30 protein-coding genes are annotated in these 21,848 nt (G+C 49.7%); 1 reads left to right on the forward strand and 29 read right to left on the reverse strand.

The window, feature by feature from the left end; all coding sequences use genetic code 11:
• Nucleotides 1-3: 3 nt before the first annotated feature.
• The 15 genes from trbI to traM form a co-directional block, all read right to left on the reverse strand.
• The gene (trbI, locus tag M988_RS21660) at nucleotides 4-390 is read right to left on the reverse strand and encodes a type-F conjugative transfer system protein TrbI (protein WP_064575839.1); all 387 of its coding nucleotides are present in this window, start codon (nucleotides 388-390) and stop codon (nucleotides 4-6) included.
• Nucleotides 390-3,017, reverse strand: a complete 2,628-nt coding sequence (gene traC, locus M988_RS21665) for a type IV secretion system protein TraC (protein WP_082919497.1) — start codon at nucleotides 3,015-3,017, stop codon at nucleotides 390-392. Before traC ends, trbI begins: the two co-directional genes overlap by 1 nt.
• Nucleotides 3,018-3,073: 56 nt before the next feature.
• On the reverse strand, nucleotides 3,074-3,535 hold the full coding sequence (locus M988_RS21670) for a hypothetical protein (protein ID WP_074388471.1): 462 nt from the start codon (nucleotides 3,533-3,535) through the stop codon (nucleotides 3,074-3,076).
• A gap of 2 nt (nucleotides 3,536-3,537) precedes the next feature.
• Nucleotides 3,538-3,759: a TraR/DksA family transcriptional regulator gene (locus M988_RS22615; RefSeq protein ID WP_248846533.1), complete on the reverse strand. Its 222-nt coding sequence runs from the start codon at nucleotides 3,757-3,759 to the stop codon at nucleotides 3,538-3,540.
• Nucleotides 3,760-3,888: 129 nt separating this feature from the next.
• Nucleotides 3,889-4,425 carry a type IV conjugative transfer system lipoprotein TraV gene (gene traV, locus M988_RS21675; RefSeq protein WP_064575848.1) on the reverse strand — a complete coding sequence of 179 codons (537 nt, stop codon included), beginning with the start codon at nucleotides 4,423-4,425 and terminating at the stop codon, nucleotides 3,889-3,891.
• Between the two features lie 34 nt (nucleotides 4,426-4,459).
• Complete coding sequence (locus tag M988_RS21680; protein WP_064575851.1) at nucleotides 4,460-4,726, reverse strand: hypothetical protein; 267 nt, start codon at nucleotides 4,724-4,726, stop codon at nucleotides 4,460-4,462.
• Nucleotides 4,727-4,730: 4 nt separating this feature from the next.
• The gene (locus tag M988_RS21685) at nucleotides 4,731-5,099 is read right to left on the reverse strand and encodes a hypothetical protein (protein WP_064575854.1); all 369 of its coding nucleotides are present in this window, start codon (nucleotides 5,097-5,099) and stop codon (nucleotides 4,731-4,733) included.
• Complete coding sequence (traB, locus tag M988_RS21690) at nucleotides 5,089-6,483, reverse strand: F-type conjugal transfer pilus assembly protein TraB (RefSeq protein WP_064575857.1); 1,395 nt, start codon at nucleotides 6,481-6,483, stop codon at nucleotides 5,089-5,091. Before traB ends, M988_RS21685 begins: the two co-directional genes overlap by 11 nt.
• Complete coding sequence (traK, locus tag M988_RS21695) at nucleotides 6,480-7,214, reverse strand: type-F conjugative transfer system secretin TraK (protein ID WP_046360186.1); 735 nt, start codon at nucleotides 7,212-7,214, stop codon at nucleotides 6,480-6,482. The genes traB and traK overlap by 4 nt, the downstream gene beginning before the upstream one ends.
• On the reverse strand, nucleotides 7,201-7,767 hold the full coding sequence (traE, locus tag M988_RS21700; RefSeq protein ID WP_064575860.1) for a type IV conjugative transfer system protein TraE: 567 nt from the start codon (nucleotides 7,765-7,767) through the stop codon (nucleotides 7,201-7,203). Before traE ends, traK begins: the two co-directional genes overlap by 14 nt.
• Before the next feature lie 15 nt (nucleotides 7,768-7,782).
• Complete coding sequence (traL, locus tag M988_RS21705) at nucleotides 7,783-8,088, reverse strand: type IV conjugative transfer system protein TraL (protein WP_046360188.1); 306 nt, start codon at nucleotides 8,086-8,088, stop codon at nucleotides 7,783-7,785.
• A gap of 15 nt (nucleotides 8,089-8,103) precedes the next feature.
• A complete protein-coding gene (traA, locus tag M988_RS21710) occupies nucleotides 8,104-8,469 on the reverse strand; it encodes a type IV conjugative transfer system pilin TraA (RefSeq protein WP_064575863.1) in 366 nt (121 codons plus the stop codon).
• Nucleotides 8,470-8,536: 67 nt separating this feature from the next.
• Nucleotides 8,537-8,704, reverse strand: a complete 168-nt coding sequence (locus tag M988_RS23205; RefSeq protein ID WP_248846535.1) for a TraY domain-containing protein — start codon at nucleotides 8,702-8,704, stop codon at nucleotides 8,537-8,539.
• Nucleotides 8,705-9,075: 371 nt separating this feature from the next.
• Entirely contained in the window at nucleotides 9,076-9,804 is a 729-nt protein-coding gene (locus M988_RS21720; protein ID WP_064575866.1) for a helix-turn-helix transcriptional regulator, read from the reverse strand.
• Nucleotides 9,805-9,999: 195 nt separating this feature from the next.
• Entirely contained in the window at nucleotides 10,000-10,383 is a 384-nt protein-coding gene (traM, locus tag M988_RS21725; RefSeq protein WP_046360191.1) for a conjugal transfer relaxosome DNA-binding protein TraM, read from the reverse strand.
• Between the two features lie 436 nt (nucleotides 10,384-10,819).
• Here traM and M988_RS21730 point away from each other — a divergent pair, with 436 nt between their 5' ends.
• Nucleotides 10,820-11,296, forward strand: coding sequence for a transglycosylase SLT domain-containing protein (locus M988_RS21730; protein WP_064575869.1), 477 nt, complete (start codon nucleotides 10,820-10,822; stop codon nucleotides 11,294-11,296).
• 222 nt (nucleotides 11,297-11,518) lie between these two features.
• Here the strand turns inward: M988_RS21730 and M988_RS21735 are convergent, their stop codons facing one another.
• The 14 genes from M988_RS21735 to M988_RS21805 form a co-directional block, all read right to left on the reverse strand.
• Nucleotides 11,519-12,346 (reverse strand): DUF932 domain-containing protein, encoded by an 828-nt coding sequence (locus tag M988_RS21735; RefSeq protein WP_064575872.1) that lies wholly within the window; start codon nucleotides 12,344-12,346, stop codon nucleotides 11,519-11,521.
• Between the two features lie 50 nt (nucleotides 12,347-12,396).
• On the reverse strand, nucleotides 12,397-12,633 hold the full coding sequence (locus tag M988_RS21740; protein ID WP_064575873.1) for a hypothetical protein: 237 nt from the start codon (nucleotides 12,631-12,633) through the stop codon (nucleotides 12,397-12,399).
• 87 nt (nucleotides 12,634-12,720) lie between these two features.
• Nucleotides 12,721-13,083, reverse strand: coding sequence for a hypothetical protein (locus M988_RS21745; protein WP_064575876.1), 363 nt, complete (start codon nucleotides 13,081-13,083; stop codon nucleotides 12,721-12,723).
• A gap of 776 nt (nucleotides 13,084-13,859) precedes the next feature.
• Entirely contained in the window at nucleotides 13,860-14,585 is a 726-nt protein-coding gene (locus M988_RS21750) for a plasmid SOS inhibition protein A (protein ID WP_064575879.1), read from the reverse strand.
• Entirely contained in the window at nucleotides 14,582-14,983 is a 402-nt protein-coding gene (locus M988_RS21755; protein ID WP_064575882.1) for a conjugation system SOS inhibitor PsiB family protein, read from the reverse strand. The genes M988_RS21750 and M988_RS21755 overlap by 4 nt, the downstream gene beginning before the upstream one ends.
• 36 nt (nucleotides 14,984-15,019) lie before the next feature.
• On the reverse strand, nucleotides 15,020-17,041 hold the full coding sequence (locus M988_RS21760) for a ParB/RepB/Spo0J family partition protein (RefSeq protein WP_064575886.1): 2,022 nt from the start codon (nucleotides 17,039-17,041) through the stop codon (nucleotides 15,020-15,022).
• Between the two features lie 64 nt (nucleotides 17,042-17,105).
• Nucleotides 17,106-17,324, reverse strand: a complete 219-nt coding sequence (locus M988_RS21765) for a DUF905 family protein (protein ID WP_064575927.1) — start codon at nucleotides 17,322-17,324, stop codon at nucleotides 17,106-17,108.
• Between the two features lie 65 nt (nucleotides 17,325-17,389).
• Complete coding sequence (locus M988_RS21770) at nucleotides 17,390-17,911, reverse strand: single-stranded DNA-binding protein (RefSeq protein WP_064575889.1); 522 nt, start codon at nucleotides 17,909-17,911, stop codon at nucleotides 17,390-17,392.
• A 910-nt stretch (nucleotides 17,912-18,821) separates the two neighbouring features.
• Nucleotides 18,822-19,229 (reverse strand): DUF1380 family protein, encoded by a 408-nt coding sequence (locus M988_RS21780; RefSeq protein ID WP_064575896.1) that lies wholly within the window; start codon nucleotides 19,227-19,229, stop codon nucleotides 18,822-18,824.
• Nucleotides 19,230-19,297: 68 nt separating this feature from the next.
• Nucleotides 19,298-19,717: an antirestriction protein gene (locus M988_RS21785; RefSeq protein WP_156518199.1), complete on the reverse strand. Its 420-nt coding sequence runs from the start codon at nucleotides 19,715-19,717 to the stop codon at nucleotides 19,298-19,300.
• Nucleotides 19,718-20,111: 394 nt separating this feature from the next.
• Nucleotides 20,112-20,912, reverse strand: a complete 801-nt coding sequence (locus M988_RS21790; protein ID WP_064575899.1) for a hypothetical protein — start codon at nucleotides 20,910-20,912, stop codon at nucleotides 20,112-20,114.
• A 57-nt stretch (nucleotides 20,913-20,969) separates the two neighbouring features.
• Nucleotides 20,970-21,383 (reverse strand): DUF1380 family protein, encoded by a 414-nt coding sequence (locus M988_RS21795; RefSeq protein ID WP_064575902.1) that lies wholly within the window; start codon nucleotides 21,381-21,383, stop codon nucleotides 20,970-20,972.
• A gap of 9 nt (nucleotides 21,384-21,392) precedes the next feature.
• Nucleotides 21,393-21,614, reverse strand: a complete 222-nt coding sequence (locus tag M988_RS21800) for a hypothetical protein (protein WP_064575709.1) — start codon at nucleotides 21,612-21,614, stop codon at nucleotides 21,393-21,395.
• On the reverse strand, nucleotides 21,614-21,848 hold a 235-nt coding region (locus M988_RS21805; protein ID WP_282956182.1), incomplete at its 5' end, for a DNA methyltransferase. The genes M988_RS21805 and M988_RS21800, both read right to left, overlap by 1 nt.

Consider the following 21,848-nt stretch of genomic DNA (forward strand, 5'->3'; position numbering starts at 1 on the left):
GACTTATTCCTCCCGCATGCGACGGGCAATATCTTGCTGAATATCGCGCGTGACATCCGGTGCCCCAAGTACTACCGCAGGCGAGACCAGGATCAACACATGGTGACGCTGTTGGTAGGTGAGTAAACTGCCCTCCAACGCCGTATTAAAGCGGTTGGATAAGGCTTTGGTCTGTTCTTCGCTGAGCTTTTTCTGGCTGGCGCTGTCAAAGAACGCATCCACCGTACGCTTCATATCAAAGGCCACCGCGCGCGGGGCTGTAACGCGTGTTATGCCATAACTTATTAGCCCATTGGCCAGCAAAAGGCCCAACACGCCAGCCGCAATAAGCAATGCGCGTCTGCGCGAGCGGGGGTTTTTAGGGGTGATAATCGTCGGCGTCGTAGTCATTATTTGATACTCCCGTTGTCATGTTCATCCACCCATGCCTCAAGCGTGGCCATTTCTTGGGGGAAGTTACGGCATGCCAATGCGTAGACCGCATCGTGGATACCAATACCTGCCTGCCGTTGTGTCTGAATAAACTCGAAATCCGCCCCTTTAGAGGAATACATGGCACGACTGAGCGGGTCGACGAACAGGCGATGCCACGATGAATGCGCCTCCACCGACAGCATAAATGAGCTAAACCACTGGTCTTTGGCGGAGCCGAATTTGGCGATCATGTCGCGTTCAAAGGGCTTAAACTGGTCGGGATAAAGTTGGTTATATTTGGCGAACTCTTTGGCACTCTGCTTGAGGATGGCCTTGTAAGACGAGTTCCCCCACGCGGCGCGGGCTGCACTGGAGGCCTCTGGTGAGTCAAAATCGACGATATTTTGTGTAATGGTGATATACGAGCCGTTATGGCGACGCGCCGTTCGATAGCCCTTCTCAATGAAGGTGCCAACTTTCTGATTTTTGAAGTCGAGCAGCTTCCAGCCTTCATCAATGACGTTAAGTTTCTTCACCGAGCGATCGGTGCCATACATTCGATTTTCAATGTAAATAATGAGTGAGAACATCACCGCGACCAGCAGTGACGGGCGAGACTCTAAGCCGCCCAGTTCTAGCACCACCATCCTTGCATCTTCACTTAATGACGGTTCATCAGAGTTGAAGTACTCACCGTAGGTCCCCTTGACCGTGTACTGGTCTAACAACACGATCATCTCGTCGAGGCGGCTGCGGATGGTCGGCGAGTCTTTGTACTCGTCGCTATTCTTAGAAAACTCCAGATAATCCACCACGTCATCAATGCGCGCCTTATTCTGCTTACTGAGCCACGCGGCTTTCACCGCCCGCATTAACAGCGCCTCATGTACCTCATCCAGATTGCCATTAGGGCTGGCCATGACGGACAACTGGTCACGCACACGTTCGGCAGAAAGGTCGATATCGAGAATGTTGGCAAACGGGTTGAACTTCAGCGTGTCGCCATCGAGATAGACACCGCCCATGTTTTCGCACAGCGATTTATACCCATCCCCCATATCAAACACCCACGCAAAACCCCCGGTATCAAGCACGCTGCGAATAAGCGGCTGGATAAGGCCGGTTTTACCCGCGCCGGACGTCCCGCACACCGCCATATTGAAGTTGGTGTTATTCATCCCTTCATAGAACAGGTCAATAAACGCCAGCTGGTTGCGGTACGTCGGCGCTAACAGTCCTGATGGCGCCAGCGGACTGTCCGCTACCACCGGCATCAGGTTGGCCACGTTGAAGGTTTCGGCACGGCGTATCACCCCAGCTGCCTGCAGCTCTTTGAACAGACCTTCTCCGGCCATAAACGGTAAGGAGGAGAGGAAGTTGCGCATATGATTAAAGCGCGGCGACGTCAGTTCAAATCCGTTTTTACGGTAGCTGTTGAGGATGTACTGCTCATAGGCCAGCGCCTTCTCGTTGTCGTCCTCACAGAACGCGGTAATGTTCATGAAATAGGAGACGATTGACGACTGATTGCCGGCCAGACGTTGGCGCAGTTCGCCCCACTCTTTGGCCTCTTGCTCGACGCCGGGGAAGAACTTGCCGTAAGACGTCTTGGACTTCTTCTCCAAATCGAGGTATTTCAGGTTGGCTTCGCTGTGCGACTTCACCTGATCTTCCACCATTAAGGTGAGCGTGATAATAAAAGGGCACGCAATAGAGAGTTCAGGCGTGAGCAGGTTGCTGTAGTTGTCAGCGCTGTTCCACAGGAAGGCAATTTCAGGGTTGCGCGACAGTTGGAAGTTCAATACGCGAGCGCGACTGGTTTCTTGCTTGGTTCCCGACCGTAATCCGATGGTGAGGCATTCGGCTTTGACCTTCAGGTCAAAGCTGTCATCGATACATTGGTAGTTCAAATCCATGAAGGTATCGAGTTCACGACGTTGAGGATAGAGCTGGTCGGGGTCATGGTTAACCATCTCACCGACGATATTAATAAAGCCCTGCGCATCGACTGGTTGGGTATTGATACTCGCGCCGTGCAATGAGGCGCGAATAATTTTAAGACGGTTTTCCAACTCCAAAATATCCGCGCGGCTCTTTTTCTTTGACGGCACGCAGCAGGAGATGATGAGGCGGTAATTGCGCAGCGTCAGCGGCAAATCCATCCCATCGGGCAACGAAAAGCGCGTCTCTGCCGCCCGCATATAATAGGCGCGGGTGATGGCGTTAAACTTGGATGCCTGCTCGCCTGACCAGGAAAACTCCCGCAGGCCGTACTCAATCCCCTCGCCCACCTGCTTACTGGACATCAGATGAATAGACAGAGGGATACCGCGCGGCATTTTGGTGCGTAGCAGGTTCTCCAGTGATTCAACCACCTGAACATTGGCACCGACCAACGGCTGGGCTTCCAATACAAAGCCCATCGTCGTGGCATTCATAAATAGCCCCGTTTCCTCATCATAATCCCGATAAGGCAACAGGCGGCTAAATTGGGGGAACTTCATATTGGCTAAAATCTGATTAGCCGCCGTTGATTCATCCGGCATTTTTAATGCCGACAGCATGGAGTTCACGGTATCGGTGATTTTGTCCAACGCGCTCATAGTAATAGGTTCCTTGGTATGGCAGGCAAAGCAATAAGGTGTTCACGGACAGGTGATTAATCTTCTGACTGAGAGTCCACGATGGCGTGGTGTAGAATATTTCGCTGCATAGCGTCACGCCCTTGCTGGCTACGGTTGACGATAAATTGCGTCAGGAGGTCTTCTTCAGACCGCGTCAAATAATCACAGTTGAGCAGCAGCGGGATGAATACGCGGGCAAAGTCTTTATCGTCTTTGCAATTATCGAGGTATTGCCATATTTCAGCGCTTGACATGACAACTCGCTGACGCCAATAGCGCGCGGCAATCACAATGCCCAGCAGCGGAATAAAGGCGGTCATAAACACCATGCCGCGAGGATGAATAACGAACTGTAAAAGACCGAAAAGTAAAAACACCATAATTACCGCGCCGACCTTCACCCGCGTGAGTTTCTTTTCCAGCAATTGATTGAATGTATCGTGTGCCGCGATTTTGTCGCGAATAGCCTGTTCGTAATCCATCGTGTCTATTTTCATTATTAGCCTTGATATCGTCGCGTCATGATTTCCATTGCCCGCTGGCATTCCACACATAAAGAAACACCGGGGATGGCCTGTCGCCGTTTGGGTGGAATTTCATTGCCGCATTGCTCACACTCAAATAAAGATGGCGCGGCGACATGATGTGTTTGCCGAATATTTGCTATTTGTATATTCAGGCAATATTCAACAACGGCCTGCGCTTCATCTATTTCATCCACTATCAATGACTCCTATTCAACAAGACACGCTACCGCCCATCCCTTTACACGCTCAGGGCACTCGTGAAAAACATCAAACTGTTGAAAAAAAACATCCGGCGCCGTGGTACTGGCATCGGCCCTCAGTGATTAACGAATACGGGGTTTGCCCCAATGTGATGAGGTGACCACAAACACCACGTTGCTCGGTTGGTGATACACATCTGCCGTATCGATATACGGGGCAATCCACAGCTGCGCCGTCCGTTCACCCACGCGCAGTGGCCGTGGGTACTCGGTCGAGACGACAGGCGTACTCACGGGCGTGATATACGGTTGTGATACCGGTTTTACTGAAACAGGGGTAAGCGGTGCTGGCGCGACAGGCTTGGCGGTAAAAGGTACGTTCGCGACACGTTGTACTGACGGCGTTGGTAAAGGCATTGATGTCGCGGGTGCGCTGCTCTGCGCCGAAGAGAAGTTCCCGTCAGCCAGACGTGGCAATGCGCCCGCATCCGCCTTTACCGTATCGCCCTCCTCTTTTAATTTGGCGTTATCATTCGCCTGATGCATCGTCATACAGGTATCTGACGTCGTCGCATTACATTCAAATTCGCTGCTGGTTCCGGCACATCCAGACAGCAGTAATGCGCCGCCAATGGCGGTGAAAACAAACAGTTTCATTATTTTTCCTCTATCAATCAGTCAATGAAAAATCACATCACGATTTAAATTTGATTTTGGTCTGACAATTTTCCTTAATAGCATTCGCTAATACTGAAATAGATTGTGAAGGTAATCGCGTTATATCGGCGGTGTCCGCCTTGCATGTGAATACACGAATTGCTTTTCCAGTCCCCGGCTGGCCAATAATCATGGTGTTGCCCATATCCACGGACATTCCTACTCGCGGAGAACCGTAGAAAAAGGTATGACCTGTATCTTTCAAAACGTCATTAAAATAAAAAGGAGGCGTTGTGTTTCCCATGATATTAATTCCCTCTGCGTTGAATATAACCCGCCCGCTCGGCGGCTTGCGCCCACGTCAATACCGCGACGAAGATGAATCCGCCCAATACGCCATAAATACCACAACTGCTATTTATCGTTTCCGCCGCTAAATACGCGGCATGATGGATTTTTTCGAGCGAGGCAAAATCTCTCGCAAACTGTTCGGGGTTAAAAACCAGTTGGGCGAGCAGCGATAGACCCAGCCAAAACCAACAAATCAATTGCGTGGTCATCCACCCCGCCATAAAACGACGCGCAACATGCATCAGAAAGCACTTGGGTGAGAAAAACAGTTCCTGCTTTAGCGCTATCACAATATCTTGCTGCTTCTGCGAAAGGTTAACGGCCATCGGCGCCTCCCGGTATAAACTGGTGAGGATCTAACTTGCCCAGTTTCTGCAACATTTGATCCGTGTTAAACCCGTTCATGTTTCCCGTTGGATTAGCCTGCATCGTCGGCTGTGCATCGTCAGAGTCATTACGTTGACGGCGGTTTTTCTCATCCTCTAACTCTTCGATGGTCTTGAGCTGAAAACCATCTTGGAACACGACCGTGACCTCATTACCAGCACCAATCGGTATCACAGGGTGATACTGCTCAGCGCGTTTGATGTAGTAGTCACTCAGCGTCTGTGCCGCCTTACTCCCGCCGCCGCCTAAACCGGATTTAAAGACATCGCCTGCACCAACGCTGGCGGTGGCACCGATACCCACGGAGGGCGTGGCCACACTTTTCATCCCTTCCCCAATGCCATCAAGGAAGCCTGCCGCACCGGCCCAACCAAGAATTTTGCCGTTACGCATCACCACTTCGCCTTTCACGCCGTTTTTCCCCATAAAGCTGACGTGACCTTTAATCGGCTGATCGATGGTGTTGCCATTTTTCAGGCAGCTGATATTGCGAGTGCGCACAATGGCACGCTCACTCGAGACATCCCCCCACGCCTCCAATCCCACAAAACACCCTGTTAAATCGTACGTTTTGCTGTTGGGCATCTCGACTTTACCGATAAGGCGAATTTGCATTGGCACCGTAGATTCATTACCGGTGACCGACGCATCGGCATCTGCCCCTTCAATGAGGATTGATTTCGCAAAGCTCCCCGAGGGGATATAAGGCAGTTTTTTGACAGCTTTACCGTCACCATAGTTGAAGGTCTTACGCGTTATCTGATTCGGAACAGGAATAGGCTGATAGCTCACCTGTGGCGGCATCGTTGCCCCCGCCCCCGGATAAAAGGCCGTTGGCGGCGGTACGCTGGCGTTCCCACCTTGAGGTGGGAAGCTTGTGGGTTGAGGTTCTCCTTCCGGTCCGGGTGCGGGCATTGGTGGTGTCGGCTTAGGCTCTCCTGCAGGCGCTTGCCCCAAACCACTCACCTGTGTTTTGAGGTTGGCATTTTCTTGCGTCAGCTGTTCAAGCCGTTTTTGGTCTTCCAGACGCCCCTTACTCAATAGGTCAATTTCCTGCTGGATACGTTTGAACTCTTTTGTCATTTCCGACTGTGCCACCTGCATCTCGGTGGTCGCATGCTGTTGCACCTTGTCATCAAAGGTGGATTCCACCACGCCAGTCATATCCGGCGCGGGTTCGGCATCCGTTTGAGTCGCCGCTTTGGACGTTAAATCCACCTCGGACAGATACCAGCCCGCCCCCACGAAAGCCGCCACGGCGAAGCCCACAATCCCCATCCACAGAAACTGTTTGCGCTTGACGATACTGTTGATATTCATCAGCGAGACTCCTCAGCGGTGGTGACATAAACCTGCAGGCGACCGCCGGGTAGCAGCTGGCTGGTCGGTTCAGCGAACATAATGGCGCGCGTCCCTGACTGCCAAAAATCGGTTTCTTTGATACCGCGCGCGCTGGCCAACAGATTCACCACGCTGTAGCGCACCACTTTGAGATGATGCCCTACCCACACTTGTTCAGCGTTCGCTTGCAGCCCTGAAGGCACCGACAGTCTTTCGTCCGTCACCGGAAGTGATTGGTAAGACTCCGGCAGCGTACCAGTGCGAACCCCTCGGTTAAGTTCAACGAGGAGAGATTGATACGGCGTAGATTCTTCCCATGATTTGGCGGCGTCGCCCGTTCCTGTCAGCTCGCTGACCAGTTGGATAGTACGTCCGACACCAGCACGAGGGACCGCACGTATAGAGAAGTTAAGGCCACGCTCCGTTTCCACAATAAAGGTAAACGGTTTTTTATTGAGCGTGGCAATCACCACGCCCCCATTGGCGGTTTGCTCTTGGCGGGTCAGTTCGCCATCAAGGCTGTTAATCGCGATCACGCGATCACCCGCGACGCTAAATAAATTTGGATCGGTATTGCTGACCGCAATATTGGCCTGTCCGCCGTTGCTCAACGGGACAATGGCGGGCGCGACACTCATTGGCGCGGCTATTACAGTGCACGGACTGACGAATAAAACAGAACTCATCAACAAAACACGTTTATCGAGTTTCATCTTTAACCTCCCCAAAACGTGCCAACCAGCTAATACCGTCTTCACGCTGCAGCTCCAAGACATAATGTTTAATTTCCGAATACGGCTGGGAGTCACCAATCCACGTTTTAAGCTCACCGCGAATATCTACACGGTTGCTTGCCGGATAGACTTTGACGCTGGTTTGATAAAAAGCAGAGTTGACGTTATTGGCTTTAATACGTTTGGCTTCTTCAGCCAGTTTCACTTTTAATTCGTTTTGCGCAGCGGGTTTAATAAAGGCCAGTAATACCGCATGGGAGGCATCGACCGTTTCGGGCGTGACGTTGAGGCGCAATGCGATAAACGATAATGCCAGCTGCTGCATATATGACGCATCAGACTGGTTTTGTGACACCGCAAACGGCGCATTAAATAACATCGGCGTCACAGCAACTTTTTGTTCATTCTGCAAACGGTAGTTATTCACGCCTTGAATAATGTTGGAGACAAGGCTGAGGAGCATAAACACCCCCATACAAATAAACCCTATGGCGAGTACACGGCTTGTACTAAGACGGGCACCATGTTCCATATAAACTCCTCAAACCTATTTAATCCACTGCCGGAAACAGGAATCGGGGATGGTATGAAAAATACCTTTCAAAACTGAGGTGGGCATGTACCAGTAAATTAAATCGCGTAACCAGGTACTGCCCCGCCCCTTTTTCAATTTTTTAACGCCCCAAAAAACCAGAACCGCTGCGACCAAACCGATTAACTGCTTGCTCGTCCATAATCCCCAGCCAATACAAATGGCGGCAGGAATGAGTTCGTCTAGAAAAAGCCCGAACCAGCGGCTCTGATTTGTTAACGTTTCCGGAAAGCGGTAGCGTTTCAAATCGCTTTCCGACATACCTATCTGACCTTATTAATAACCTGCGACGGACATACCGATCGCGATAAATACGGACAGGATGGCAAAGCCCGCAAGAAACTTAATGTTCTTGGTCGTCATATACATGATGCCGCCGACCAGAACCTCGGCCAGTACGACCCATTTCACAACACTAGAACCGCTACCAAAGGTGGCTTTAACTGACGCATCACCGCTGGACATTAAATCCTTACCCGCGCCTGCGGCCATTGCGACTTCAGGGAAGAAGGTAGCTACGGCGGCAATAGGTAAAACAGCTTTTAATGATTTAACGAATCCTTTCTTTGAAAAGAATTGCGCAAAACGAGAAGGTTGAGATTCAGGTACAGCAGTGCCCTGAACACTTAGAGAAGTATCCATAATAATTTCCTTGTAAAATAGATGATGTTGCAATCTTAAGACTGCGATTTATTCTGCTACATAGTGATCATTTTTTCTTTCTGGTTGGTACTCCCTCCGCATATTCAGAACTATAAAAATCCGGAAAACGTTCCAGATGATCTCTCATTCTTATTGTCATTTCGTTAGTTTTACTTCTGCCACTTCTATTCTTCGCACTAATGAGAAGATTATTAGTGGCGTCATCTAACTTAATCGTGACGAAACGCCCTAGTGCTGGCCGAGAATTTTTTTGTGCCAAATCCCCTCCTATCTCATACAAAAAATTAAAGAGAATTGTGATTAACAACGCTAACCATGAATACAATACCATAGAAATCTCTATAAAATAGTGGTGCGTCACCACTAGTCAAAGCACTAAAAACAGTGCATAATAAAAGGTTTTACCAACCACAAAGAAAATACTATTAATGGCGATTTAGAGTGAATTTATCTATAAGAAATGAAACGGATTGATAACCAAACAAACAATGAAATTTAATCGTTAACACGATAAATGGTAGAAAATAAATGCTATTAACTACCATCCTAGTACTTAAACATTTCTTAAAGCATATACCTGTAAAACTAGGTGTTGATTATCGCATGCCTGTTAATTAAGAACTTCTCTGGTACATAATTAATCCAACCGTGAGCTTTTGATAGATCGCGAAACTGATGAATATTATGCACCCCACATTTCGTATATATATTATTTACTATATTATTAACATACCCGACACTTTTAAAAAGCAGCCCGCCAATTTCTTTTTGCGTGTGATTCTGAAGTAGTAAAAAGATAACATCCCACTCTACGTCAGAGAATTGTTCACTAGGCTTAGACAAAACTAATGAAACGCCAGTAATTTCTGGATTGGTATAAAACTCAATAGATAAATGCTTGGCATGCCGTGCATGAAAAAAAGTACCAATAACATGCCCGCAGTCATTAAAAAATGGAAATTTATCAAAAAAAAAGACATCTAATAACCTGTCTTTTCCATAAGGATGAATTTCAAGAGAGCTCTTTCTTTGTTTTTCTTTCTCTACGAGTCTGTCATGAATTTGAAATTGGCTTGCAAATTCAGCCGTTGGAGCAGGAATTTCACTATCAAGCCTGCCTGAGATATCAAAATCAAGAGGAAGGCCCAATAACTTTAGGTAAGCAGGATTAGCATAAACAAACTGAGACCTGAGGTTTTTTACACCACAAGGCTCATTAAGCTGCTCCCAGCAAAATATGAGTGAGATTGGAATAGTAACATCATATTTGGATTGACTGCTTGATACAGTTTGATTAGGATCGCGAGCACACATAGGAGCCTCCTGTGAAGGTTTCTGTGGATAATCGACGCAGGAGAGCTGTAACTCCCCTGCGTCGGTGCTTCTTAAATTTTAATGTATAAACAATATTAATATTACTATATTAAAGTCATATTAGTCATCATTATTAAATAGATCATAGCTCTGAATTTTCCTGCATTATTAGATCATTACTCTAGGACAATTCCGTTATTCCTCTTCGTTTACCTGAAAGAAATTATCGATGATGGTTTTAGCATCATCCATTATATTTTCCACCATCGTACTGTATTTAAATTTTTCTAAGGAAGCGACATGAGGACTTAGTGATGAAATACCTAAAACCTTAGCCATTGATAACTGTGTTTTAACAACATTTTCAAGGAGAACTTTGTTGAACTCCATTTGGTTAAAACCAGACTCCTTGCGTTCCATTTGTGCTTCATAAACTCTCAAACCTAACTCTAAGAGCATAGAAGCAATACTCGAATTGCTAATATCTTTTTCTTTTGCACCTTCAGCACGTCGTTTGAGTGTGATTGCATTGATTTTCTCAGACACTTCATCACTGACATAAACTTGGATTCTAGCCATATACCACTCCATATTTCATTCACACTCTTAGCTATATTTAAGCAAGAGATAAATACAAACTTATGGCGACTCGCGTCACGACTCCCATCGGAAATTATGACGAGTCGCGACTAGAGTCATCACTCTTAAAAAGACGACTCTACTCTAGAGTCGTGATGTTATTAATTCAATGAAATTTAATAAAATAGTCATTACTGACTCTAACTAGAGTCGTTGACGAGTCTTTATAGAGTCGTTGGCGACTCTAATTAACATTGTAAAATATAACGAAACACAATTTAAAAAAAACAAGGTTATGTTTTAAAAGAGAAATCAGCAAAACTTTAGTTTTGCGTGGTGTGTGGTCTTTTTGGTGGTGAGGAGTGCATATTTGTTGAACTGGTTAGTGGGATGGATTAATGTATTCCAAACACAAACGCTCTTTTGAGAAATCCGAATGAAATCGATAATACTGCTAATGAGTTTATTATCTTTTACCCATATGACTCAGGCAGCAGACTGTTTTGATATGGCGGGTAAAGATTACAAGATTGATCCCGATCTTTTACGTGCTATCTCTTGGAACGAGTCAAGATTCAATACAAAGGCAATAGGTAGGAATCCAACAACAGGGTATGGTTCAGGATTAATGCAGGTAGACTCCCAACATTTTGCAGAGTTACAAAGGTATGGAATAAAACCAGAGCATCTCGTCAATGATGTATGCATGAACATTTACACTGGCGCATACTATTTAGCGATTGCATTTAAAAAATGGGGCGTGAGTTGGGATGCGGTCGGGGCTTATAATGCGGGTTTTGCGAAAACAGAAAAGCAAGCAATAAAGCGGTATCATTATGCAGCAAAAATTCATGCTACCTATCTTGCGATCAAAGAGAGTCAGTCGAAAAACATCAAAACAGCCATGAAGTAAAAATGATTTTTTCTATAATCAATGATCCATATAAACTTCGAACATTATGAATGTTAACGATAACAACGACTATAGAAAACTTCTTGCCAAATTTAAAATATTTCAACATCGATTATGATTTGCGTATGACCTCAATTTTAACTACCATAAATAAGGTAACTTTGAGTTATCATTGTCAAAATAACCCTAGACCGGATGGGCGTCCCGTCTAGGGTTTATTCATTAGGCTTTGTGGTCTTTGAAGTTTTCAGCAATTAACCACAATGCACGATTTAATTTAATATCGCCGTCGATACCTTTTACCGCTCGGGTTCTCGTTCGTTTTCCTTTCTCATTTCGTCCGCTCAGCCCCCCTTTTATCATATTTTCTTGTACACGTTGGAATGTCGTCCAAAGGTCATCTTTTTTATCTTCCCAACGACGCGGGGTTAACAACTGACTTTCAGTAATGGGAAACTTATCGTGTTCCTCATACCTATAAGTTAGTGCAGCGCGGGCAAATAAACTTTGTTCATTCGGCGTTAATGAAATAGATTTCATGGCCTCCATATCGTCGGCCACATCATCGAATATTCCTAATACTTCATAGGCACCTTCAATCACTTTTTCCGTGACATCGCCTTTGTGTGGAACGCGAACTTCACCAAAGGAATGACCGCAAATTAAACCGTTCGCACAGGCAAAGCGGAACATACCTGGCAGCATTTGATAACTACTTGAACCATCATGGCTATTGAGCAAAATAATTTCGGGGACTTCTTTTCCCGTAATGGCGATCCCTTCTTCACGGCGTAAACGTAATAGATGTTTGGTATGCCCACGTTTATCTTGATCACGCACACGGGTTTGACACGCATAAAACGGCTGGAATCCTTCAGCGCGCAATTTATCCAGTAATGTGATGGTGGGAATATAGGTATAACGATCGCTGCGGGAGGCGTGTTTTTCTTCTGAAAAAACACTCGGAACATATTGTGCAAGTTCATCGTTAGTTAACGGGCGATCACGACGGACAGAGTTAATATTGCCAAAACGGGATGCAAGTTTCATATGTATCTCCTATCAAATAAAGGCCGCTCCTTACGGAGCGGCAGGATTAATTAGGCAAAAGCCCGTTTTAGTTCAAGGGCGCGCAAAAGCTGCCCCCACTCACTCCCACGCATCGCGGGCACTCTGACGGACTGGCGGCGGCGCTGCTGTTTAGCAATGTGCCGTCCGAAAGATTTGAGCGCGGGCGTAATGGACTGCGGAGGAAGTGATTCACGCATGAGGCGTTTTTGTGGGTTTTGCTTTACATATGGCACACAAGGCGCAATAATCGAGACATCAGTTTTCATGGTTAAATCTCCATGTGTTGATTGAATGCCGATTCAACTTTCTCAGGGGTAAACCGGCACGAGAGAGCAGGCGAAAGCCTGCTTTTTTCACATCTGAACGACGGTGTTTTTCGCGTGTACCTCCTTGGCTATCCGCTGTAATAGGTATTCGTGTGTGCATGATTCACGTTCACATAGCTGGAAATACCGCGCCCCGACACGCACATAAATATCCGTCACATTGCCGCATATCATTTCCGCACTCATAAACGACTCGCTATCCGTCTGCGCATCCACGCAATACATCCAATTAATCGACAAGTAGCGCCCTGCGGCCTCATGGAATGCCCCTACGCTGATTTCCACGGGGGCGACAATGTGTTTTTGCTCTTGTGCTAACCAGTACGCCTGTTCAGCTTCGGCATCCCACGAAAAGCGATCGGCGCTATTGCTATTCACTAATTGATACATGGTGTTATCTCCTTCTTAGGGTTAGGACGGCATAACCTGCCGCCGTAGGTTTTCATTTTCGAGCAAGACGTTTTTCAGGGTTTACCCCCCATCTTTCGGAAGATTCAGGAGCGGTGGTTTTGACGTTGACGTTTTGTGTGTTCATGCTGATTTTCTCCTTAGGTGGTTATGTCATCTCTCGGTGAGTTCTCTCGCGGCAATGGGCGAAGTTGCGACAGACCTGAGCTAAAAACAAAGGGCCGCTTGCGGCATTTATTTTCCTTTGTTTTTAGAACGGGGATGGTGCTAAACCCAGCCCTCCGCGTGAGGGCTGGCCGTGAGATACCGCACCGAGTGGGCATGAGAATGAACACACTCGACACGACGGAACGACGTGGCGACAACAGAATGCCGACAGTCCTATCGTCGGCACGGTGAAAGCGGCGTGACCTTCAGGTCACAGCAAGCGACGCTGTTGACCTGCCAAGCAGCGGCTCTACCCCGGATGGGCGCAGACACGTTGCGTGGCTGCGTAAAACTTGGCGTGCCCGTTTTTTTTGGGCGCGACTAGTTGTGTCAGTCGTCGTGGGTCGGAACGACGCACGCCTTCGGTGCCCCAAGGGCGTTTGCTTTGTTTTTGGGTCTAAACGAGAAATATGTAAGCTGGCAGGAACAGCAGGAGAACTAGAGTAAATCTAGATATTAAGAAGACTATTGATGAAGGAATTTAAGACAGTGTGATGTAAAGTGAAGAGCGCCGCCGTGGCGAAGCCACAGCAGCGCTTGTCGTTGTTTGTCTACCGGACACCCTGGCAAAGCTTATTGTTGAGCAACATCCAATCTATCCATTGCATAGGTTCGCTTCGAACAGAGAGTTCGTCATGCATAGCCTGCAATATCGCCCATAGAGGCTGTCCAGATAGAAATTTTTTGCTGTTCATGTCGCAAAAACGCTGGCTCCATGTGTAGACAGCTTCAATCAGGTCATCATCGTAAATCCCATGTCGCTCCTGACGTTTATACCACGCAGCCAACTCGCTCGGCGTCGTAAACGCCAGCTCGATTTGCGCCTGTGCCACCTGAGTTTGATAGCGGCGGCGCTTTTGTTGACGCTGTTTGGCCTCAATCTTGTCAACGCGAGTGAAGCGCAGTTCCCATTGGCGATTTTTGCGTTCTGACAGTCGGTAGTGTTCATCGGGAAAATACTGCTTAACCGTGCTGTCCGACAGCGGCAACGGGCAATCCATGCCCCGTGTCTCTATCAGTTTGTCTAGGGCGGCGATATAGTCCGACTTGGACGCCCCGCCACGCTCTTTGGGGGCGTAGTCTCCCGCCGCAAAGCGAATATCTTTCGCTGTGATCCGCATAGCACCGCCGCGTAAGTAACGAAATAATGCTCGCGCATAAGGATGTTGTCCGAGTTGCGTGCCGCGCTGCTGCTTGCGCTCGACATCGATAATGGCCTGCGTTGCCGCAAACTGATGAACGTTATGCGGAATTAATGCGAGATGATTGGGGATCATGCGGCCACCTCCTGATAATGCTGGGCTTCGTTTGACAACAGCGCGTTAAGATTATCGGGCAGAAAATGTACATCAAAATACAGGTCAGTGACCTGACCGGCGCTATCAACTCGACAAGCTGACCAGCCATCACATTCGGTTCCCGCACTCGACACATACCACTCCACCGCTGGCGACTCTCCTTCTGGCGCAAACCGTAGCGTGACAGGGTATAGTCCACCAAACTCACTGCCATATTCAGCTTCGACGATGCACCCTTCTGGTGCCTTCAGCGCATTGAGCACCGAACACGACAGAATATGGCGATAGTCTTGCCCGCGTTCGGCAAACTGTTCCAGTTCGTCGGCGCTCATCGCGTCTAACTCGGATGTTCTTAACAGCGTTCCAATAAATTTCATGTGTTAACCGCTGCCCTTTCGGGCAGCGTCTCCAAGTTAGGCAGCGTTCGCAATATGAGTATCAACATCGTTCTGTGCATCAGATACCGTCTTTTGTGCATCAGGCGCGCACATCCAGACGGGCACCCAACGGTTACTCTCCATTTTGTTTTCAGCCAGCTCGGCGGCGTCACCCTTCTTCATCTTGTCGGCGTCACGCGCTGCACCTGTTTGCCCTGCTTCGTTCAAGGCATCAATGATTTGCGGCTTTTTAAGATGGTCAAAGAAGTTGGCTTTCGTCGGTTGCCACCAGTCGCGCATATGAAAATCAAGCGCGGTTTCTAGCGCATCGAGCGGACTGCGCGAGGTATGCCCCATGTCTCGGGTCTGAACACCGTCAAGGCTGCAAGCCGTACAGAAACTGAGCAACGCTGTCAGGTCAGTGGTATTCAGTGTGAAAAAGGTCGTGAAATCCTGTGTCCAACCCTGTGGAAGCAGGGCTTCAAGGCGTTGCCCCTCCTGCATCAGTGCTTGAAATGCTGTCCCCTCTTTACCGGACGGAGCATCATTTGTCAGAGAATAATGCTTACAGGTCAGCGAAATTTGCGCAGGTTTGTTATACGCGCCGCTGCCGAACACATTCAGACAAAGCGTCCAAGCAAGCAGTGCCACTGATTTCTCTGGCTGCTGCATCAGCGCCGCTTGTACCGCCAATGTACGCTCTGACGACACCTTGGTGAGCAGTGGGAGACTGATAGCCTCGACGGGGTCGCGCTGATGTTCTTCATCGTTTTTGGGTTTGGTTTCAAGCGGGGATAGCGCCGTTTGGTCTGCCACCTGCTGCACTTTTTCAACCTCAACACGTAACATGACCCCGCGCTGGATATAGAGCACACCCTCCGTCAGCGAGGCCACCACGCCGCCCCGAATACGATCGACATAAAGCCATGCACGGTTCTCTGCCTGTTCCGTGAGCAACTCAATGTTTTCATTGAGTTGCAGGACACGCTCGATATTCTCCTCCGTGTCTTCAAGCGCGTTTCGCTCTGCTTCCCATGCCACAATTTGGGTGTGTTCTTCTGCGGTTAATTCTGCTTTCGGCTGGGGTTCAAGACGATACTGCTGCGCATCTTCGCCGTAGGGACGGATCATCGACAAACGGCCTTCTGACCACTTCCAGCCCTCAACATCGGCAATTTCTTTGGCGGTCGCATGGAGTTTTTCGCGCGTCAATCGTTCCAGTAATGCGGGGTCAGTGATGAAGCCTTCATCAGTAAACAGGTCATAGCGAAAATCCCCGCCCGCAAGTTCGTAAGCCTCACGCCCAACAAACGTCAATTGATGGTTGTTTTCAGCCGATACCTCATCACACAGCACCTCGCGGCGTAGCGCATCCGGTCGTTGCTCATAGGAATATCCCGCAAGCGCGTTCTGCCATACATTCAACTGGCGTTGGTGGTCTTCGCTAGCGGACAGGGCTTGCAGCTGATCGAGGTTGATAGTATCGGTGGCCAGTGCCTCAAGTAATGCCGGAGCCATCCCCGCTAACCGTAGGCATTTCTGTACATGGCGCGTGGTATAGCCAAGAACGCTGCCGATTTGCGCGGCGGTTTTGCCGGACTCACTGAGAGCCATAAACGCGTGGATTTGGTCGGCGGGGTGCATATCCTCACGATGGCTGTTTTCAGTGAGTGACAGCGTCACTGCCATATCTTCAGACACCACTTTGACAGGGACAAGATAGTCGTTATCAATATCCTCTTCCGCCAAAAGCTGTTGCAGCGCGGCTAAACGGCGTCCCCCTGCGGCGACGGCTAACACGCCATCGGTCTGCGTAAATGCCACCAGATTTTGCAAGACGCCAACCGCTTTAATACTCTCGGCAAGCTCTGCCAGTTTTGCCGCATCAGGGGCTTGTTTGCGCACATTCAGCGTCGAATGGACGAGTGAACTCACGCTAACCATAGAAACGGGAATATCACGCAGCGCGGTGTTGGCAGCATCGGCCTGTGCCGCTGGGGTAGTTTTCTTGCTCGCTTTACTCGCACTGCGGGGTGCTTTAGACTTCATCTCTGACATGATTGATACCTCGATAGTGTTGATTAATGTCTGCCGGATGTCCTAGCATCCGGCACCTCTTTTACTACTGCTTAATGCCATCGCTGGCTAAATAACGATTCATATCGTCAAAACCTGCTTCGGGTTCAAAACTCCAAACACGCCAAAGCAAGCGCCCCTCCTTGTTCCTGATAACCAGACGAAAATGCGTCCCTTGGTCGTCCTCGATGGTGACATTGCGGTAATACGCGACGATGGCCTCCGCTTGCTGACGGGTACACTCACCATCGGGTAAAACAGGCATATCGTTGTTCACTGTGCGGCTCCAGTTGAGTGTCTATAGCCCCGCTCTCGCAGGGCAGGTCATCTTCAGAATGGGATATCGTCGTCAAAATCCATCGGCGGGAATTCCCCGCTCTGCGGCTGAGGTTCCGGCTGTGCGGCGGCCTTGGATTTTTTGCCTTTGCTGTCTTTCTTCGCTGCGGGAGCCGCTGCCTGTTGTTGACCGCTGATCTGCGGTGCGGGGGATGGGCTGGCCTCGCGTCGATTGCCCAACATTTGCATTGTGCCACCCACGTTGACGATAATTTCGGTGGTGTAACGCTCTACCCCTTGCGTATCAGTCCACTTACGGGTTTGCAAAGCCCCCTCGATATAAACCTGTGAACCTTTTTGCAGGTATTCCCCTGCGATTTCAGCCAACTTGCCAAACACGACAACGCGATGCCATTCGGTTTTTTCTTTTGGTTCGCCCGTTTGCTTATCGCGCCATGTTTCTGAGGTGGCCAGTGATAAATTAGCGACTGCGCCCCCGTTCGGCATGTAACGCACCTCGGGTTCTTGACCCAAATTTCCCACTAAAATCACTTTGTTAACGCCTTTGCTCGCCATAGTGTCTCTCCTGATATCCGTTGATTTTTTGCCTTTTAAAACCATCACCCGTTGAGTTGCCGGGGCCGCGGTTTTGACGTTTTGCGGGGTCCTGCTGCACGCTCCCGCTGGTTGTTACCTTCACCCGTTTGAGAGCCGTACGCCGCAGGGGCGTCAATCAGCACTGCGTGGGGGAGCTGTCCGGGGTGAGCGGGAAATTTATTTCGGTCTAATGGAGCTTGCGAAATGGCCGAAATAAATTTATTGCGCAAGGCTTTGCCGTCCCTGGACCGCTCCAACACGTTGTGGTTATCTCAGCCCCGGCGTTCGGACTCAAAGGGGGGAAATCAGCCAGCGTTGATGAGCAGGAACCCGCCGCAATGACGAAACGCGCGGGCGCGAAACGGCATTGCCCCTTAGCGCCGGCAGTTCCCTCGCCGGCAGTGAAAGCGGCGTGACCAACTGGTCACAGCAAGCGGTGCTGTTGACTTGCCAAGCAGCGGCTCTACCCCGCATGGGCGCAGACACGTTTCGTGGCTGCGTAAAACTTGGCGTGCCCGGTTTTTTTGGGCGCGACTAGTTGTGTCAGTCGTCGTGTGCCGGAACGGCGCACGCCTTCGGTGCCCCATAGGCCGTTATTGGTTTGTTTGAGGAGGAAAGAGAAAAAAACCTACAGCAGAAAGATGCTTATCCAAAAGAAGATAAGGAAACAGAAGATAAAGAAGAGAATAAAGAGGAAGAAGAGCAGCAATAGGCAGTATGGAAACAGAACATAACACGCTACCCTGACACGAAACGGGAAGGTGAGCGGTGCATTAGCACCGCCTCTCTTCCCGTGCGCCACAGGCGCACACGGGGTTTTTCGCGCGCTGACAGAGCAGCACACGGCAAGAAGATATAGCCGCCCTATCCACTCGAGCGGCGATAATATTTACCCCATTGCCAACAAGGCGTTAAGTCGCTCAAGCCGCAGATAATCCCCGTCTAGCGGTACGCCATTGCCTTTTTGCGCCGCGTGGGTCATTCCCGCATCAATATAGGGTATTAACGCTGACAAAAGCTCATAGGGTACGGTGATGGCTTTTTGGTTTTGCTGTTCTTCGCGGTACATCATCAACGTTTCTCGTACAAAGGTCTCGCCAATCCCATAGCGCTGATGCGCGTCCTCGTCGGTTTCCCCGATTTCCTGCAAAATATACAAAGCTTCGTCTTCCGTCGGGTCTAAATCTTCACTGAACTCCAGCACGGCCTGCGGCGTCCAGATGAGTAACGCAATATTGTCTTGTGGCGAAAACTCACGTAGCAAGTCAGCACAAACTTCATTCACCTTTCCGTACATCGTTCTATCCTCTCGTTAAATGTTGTTCCGATTCGATGAAGGAGGCGCGTTAACGCGCCCCACGGCGGTTAATCCAACGCCAGCCAAATCGCGTGGGATTCAGGATGGTCGTCAATGGCCCTGCGCAACTGCTCCGCCCGTAAAATGAAATGTTCAGCCAGTTCGTCGTCGCCCTGCTCGTGATGCAGCCAGCAACGATGGTTAAGTACCAACGCGGTCAAAATCATCCCTGCGGCGTCACCGCTGATTTCAGCTTCAAAGCCATTGAGAGATGAAAACACCACGCGCTCGGCGTTTGGTGCCATATAACCGCCGCCGTTGGGCAGCGTGTAGAACTGCCAGAAACCGCCGTCATAGTCACAACAAAAGCGCTGGGCGTAATTGAACATGTGCTGCTCTGCCAGCACAAAATCATCGCCAAACAACATGGGTAAAAAATCCAGTCGGGCGTGACGGGCTACACATTTTGCATTCGCTAACATTTTCATCGGCTTATCCTCCATCGTTTCAGGGTTCATCGTTCCGGCTTACGCCGTGCCGATACGAAAGCCCTGCAACGAGTGGCGGATGCAAGGGCGCCGCCCTTCCACACATGGCCTCTGGACGGCGGGAGTTGAACGGTGAGAGCGCGAAACTTGAGCGCACGAACGACGGGAAAATCACGCAGGGAAGAGGCATAAATAGCGACGGCGGTTAATCTTCCCTTGCATCGGACACGTCAGGGCTAAAGTTGCGGCACGGCGTTAGCCGTCACAACACCGCAATAACAGAGAGCGGTTTATTGTCCGGTCAAGCCTGCGGGGATTGGCCGATAGATAGCCGAGCCTGCGACGTCCTTATCCTGTGTCAGACGAAAAAAAGAGGGGCAACGCCCCTCCTCCTTTATGATGATCTCTCCGAGGCCAGCGCATCGCGCAGGCTATTCATTTCACGCCGGCCCTCAATGATAACGTCGTGTAGCACCGTCCAATCCAACCATTGGCGAGGGGGGCATTCAGGCAAACGCAACACATCCTCTTGTAGACCGTGGGAAAGAATATGCTCAACTGATTCACACACCAGATACAGCTCAATAGCGCCAAACCGCGCGCCTTTGTTAAGGATGGCGTCGAGCACTTCGGGCAGCGTATCGTCGTTTTCATCCAACCAGCCCGGCTGGTCACTCTCTTTGGCGACAAGCCGAAAACGGCGGGTGCAGCGCTCAAACACCGTTTGTCCGGTTGACGTTAGCGCGGCCTGAATGCAACGCGAATCCGCCAAAACCTGCGCACATACCGCATTAATCGCCTCACGCAGACACGTTAGAACGGTCGTGAGTTCCTCTTGCGTGAGCCATTGCGCGGCAAAGGGAATAGCAATCTGTGTGGTATCCCCCGGCAGCATGGGCTCTTGCGCATATCGGTTGCCGTAGAGCACCAGCTCGGCTGGGCTTCCCGTCAGCTTGTTGATCGCATCTTCAAGCCAATAGCGCATGGGGGCCAACGTCTGGTTGATATATGGCTTCAAGACCGGAACCAGCTCGGCGGCGTTCAATCGTCCGTAAATGCTTATCCAACCCGGCCAGCGCCCCGGATAGCATTGGACCACATCAATATGGGCAGGCCATCCCTGCGCTAACATCAGCGCCCTACCGTGATAGCAAATCAGGGCGTTGAGTGCGGTATTTTCATTATTTTCGTGCATATGAAGCACCTCAAATCAAAGGGGCATTCACGCCGCGCACGGCGGCGTGAATAACGATTAAGACTGCAACAATTTGCGTATCTGGATCAGGTCGTTAAGTTTGTGCTGCATCCCTTCGGGGATCTCGCGGTTCTCGTCTCGGGATTGCCACTCTTTCGGCCAGATGGCTTGCTCGGCTAACGTCACCACGCGGGTTAACAGGCTGGCCGGCAATGTGACTTGATGCAGTTCATCCTTCACCTCATTGAGCAAATTTCCCGCAAGGTCGGCCCCCACACCGTTTAAATGGTGATCGTCTATCGCACCAATTTTGGCTAACACCGCTTGCACTTCCTCGTCGTTGAGTGAGAGATCCCAACCTTCGGCAAACGCCGCCATATCGTCGGCGGTCCAGATAAGGAGCGCCAGCGGCGCATCGGCAGAAAAGCCTTCTTCAAGTTGCGCGCAAATGTGTTGTCGTGTTCCGTACATGACTGTCTCCTAATCTTTAAAAGATTCATCGAGGGTTAACACTTCGCAATACGCTTTGAGATATAACGCATTGATACGGCGTAAGGTTTGCGATGCCAAAAGTACCGGCAGCGATTCAGCTTGGTAGTTGTATTGCTGCTCAAGCCCGTTGAGCGTCTGGCGTAAATCGCACATGGCGTTTGCAAGTGCCGCTACGTCGGCACGTAGTCCTTCAAATCCGTCGTAGTTCATTATGCAGCCTCCGGTAGCCATTCATCATTTGCGGCAGGTTGTTGCATGGCACGCTGGACCGTCATAAGACGGGCGCGTCCTGCTTTGTGATACTGCTCAAGGAGCTCGATGCCGATGTAACGGCGTCCGGCCTGTAAGGCGGCGACGCAGGTCGAACCGCTGCCCGCAAAAGGATCTAACACAATCGCGCCAGGGGCGGTAAAAGACTCAATAATCGGCTGTAAGCTCGTGACA

The sequence above is a fragment of the Hafnia paralvei ATCC 29927 genome (genome assembly GCF_001655005.1).
Taxonomy (GTDB): Bacteria; Pseudomonadota; Gammaproteobacteria; order Enterobacterales; family Enterobacteriaceae; genus Hafnia; species Hafnia paralvei.

Coding starts and splice junctions, on each gene's coding strand:
- trbI (WP_064575839.1), bottom strand. CDS start 390: ATGACTACGACGCCGACGATTATCACCCCTAAAAACCCCCGCTCGCGC.
- traC (WP_082919497.1), bottom strand. CDS start 3,017: ATGAGCGCGTTGGACAAAATCACCGATACCGTGAACTCCATGCTGTCG.
- M988_RS21670 (WP_074388471.1), bottom strand. CDS start 3,535: ATGAAAATAGACACGATGGATTACGAACAGGCTATTCGCGACAAAATC.
- M988_RS21680 (WP_064575851.1), bottom strand. CDS start 4,726: ATGGGAAACACAACGCCTCCTTTTTATTTTAATGACGTTTTGAAAGAT.
- M988_RS21685 (WP_064575854.1), bottom strand. CDS start 5,099: ATGGCCGTTAACCTTTCGCAGAAGCAGCAAGATATTGTGATAGCGCTA.
- traK (WP_046360186.1), bottom strand. CDS start 7,214: ATGAAACTCGATAAACGTGTTTTGTTGATGAGTTCTGTTTTATTCGTC.
- traE (WP_064575860.1), bottom strand. CDS start 7,767: ATGGAACATGGTGCCCGTCTTAGTACAAGCCGTGTACTCGCCATAGGG.
- traL (WP_046360188.1), bottom strand. CDS start 8,088: ATGTCGGAAAGCGATTTGAAACGCTACCGCTTTCCGGAAACGTTAACA.
- traA (WP_064575863.1), bottom strand. CDS start 8,469: ATGGATACTTCTCTAAGTGTTCAGGGCACTGCTGTACCTGAATCTCAA.
- M988_RS21720 (WP_064575866.1), bottom strand. CDS start 9,804: ATGTGTGCTCGCGATCCTAATCAAACTGTATCAAGCAGTCAATCCAAA.
- traM (WP_046360191.1), bottom strand. CDS start 10,383: ATGGCTAGAATCCAAGTTTATGTCAGTGATGAAGTGTCTGAGAAAATC.
- M988_RS21730 (WP_064575869.1), top strand. CDS start 10,820: ATGAAATCGATAATACTGCTAATGAGTTTATTATCTTTTACCCATATG.
- M988_RS21735 (WP_064575872.1), bottom strand. CDS start 12,346: ATGAAACTTGCATCCCGTTTTGGCAATATTAACTCTGTCCGTCGTGAT.
- M988_RS21740 (WP_064575873.1), bottom strand. CDS start 12,633: ATGAAAACTGATGTCTCGATTATTGCGCCTTGTGTGCCATATGTAAAG.
- M988_RS21745 (WP_064575876.1), bottom strand. CDS start 13,083: ATGTATCAATTAGTGAATAGCAATAGCGCCGATCGCTTTTCGTGGGAT.
- M988_RS21750 (WP_064575879.1), bottom strand. CDS start 14,585: ATGATCCCCAATCATCTCGCATTAATTCCGCATAACGTTCATCAGTTT.
- M988_RS21755 (WP_064575882.1), bottom strand. CDS start 14,983: ATGAAATTTATTGGAACGCTGTTAAGAACATCCGAGTTAGACGCGATG.
- M988_RS21760 (WP_064575886.1), bottom strand. CDS start 17,041: ATGTCAGAGATGAAGTCTAAAGCACCCCGCAGTGCGAGTAAAGCGAGC.
- M988_RS21765 (WP_064575927.1), bottom strand. CDS start 17,324: ATGCCTGTTTTACCCGATGGTGAGTGTACCCGTCAGCAAGCGGAGGCC.
- M988_RS21770 (WP_064575889.1), bottom strand. CDS start 17,911: ATGGCGAGCAAAGGCGTTAACAAAGTGATTTTAGTGGGAAATTTGGGT.
- M988_RS21780 (WP_064575896.1), bottom strand. CDS start 19,229: ATGTACGGAAAGGTGAATGAAGTTTGTGCTGACTTGCTACGTGAGTTT.
- M988_RS21785 (WP_156518199.1), bottom strand. CDS start 19,717: ATGAAAATGTTAGCGAATGCAAAATGTGTAGCCCGTCACGCCCGACTG.
- M988_RS21790 (WP_064575899.1), bottom strand. CDS start 20,912: ATGCACGAAAATAATGAAAATACCGCACTCAACGCCCTGATTTGCTAT.
- M988_RS21795 (WP_064575902.1), bottom strand. CDS start 21,383: ATGTACGGAACACGACAACACATTTGCGCGCAACTTGAAGAAGGCTTT.
- M988_RS21800 (WP_064575709.1), bottom strand. CDS start 21,614: ATGAACTACGACGGATTTGAAGGACTACGTGCCGACGTAGCGGCACTT.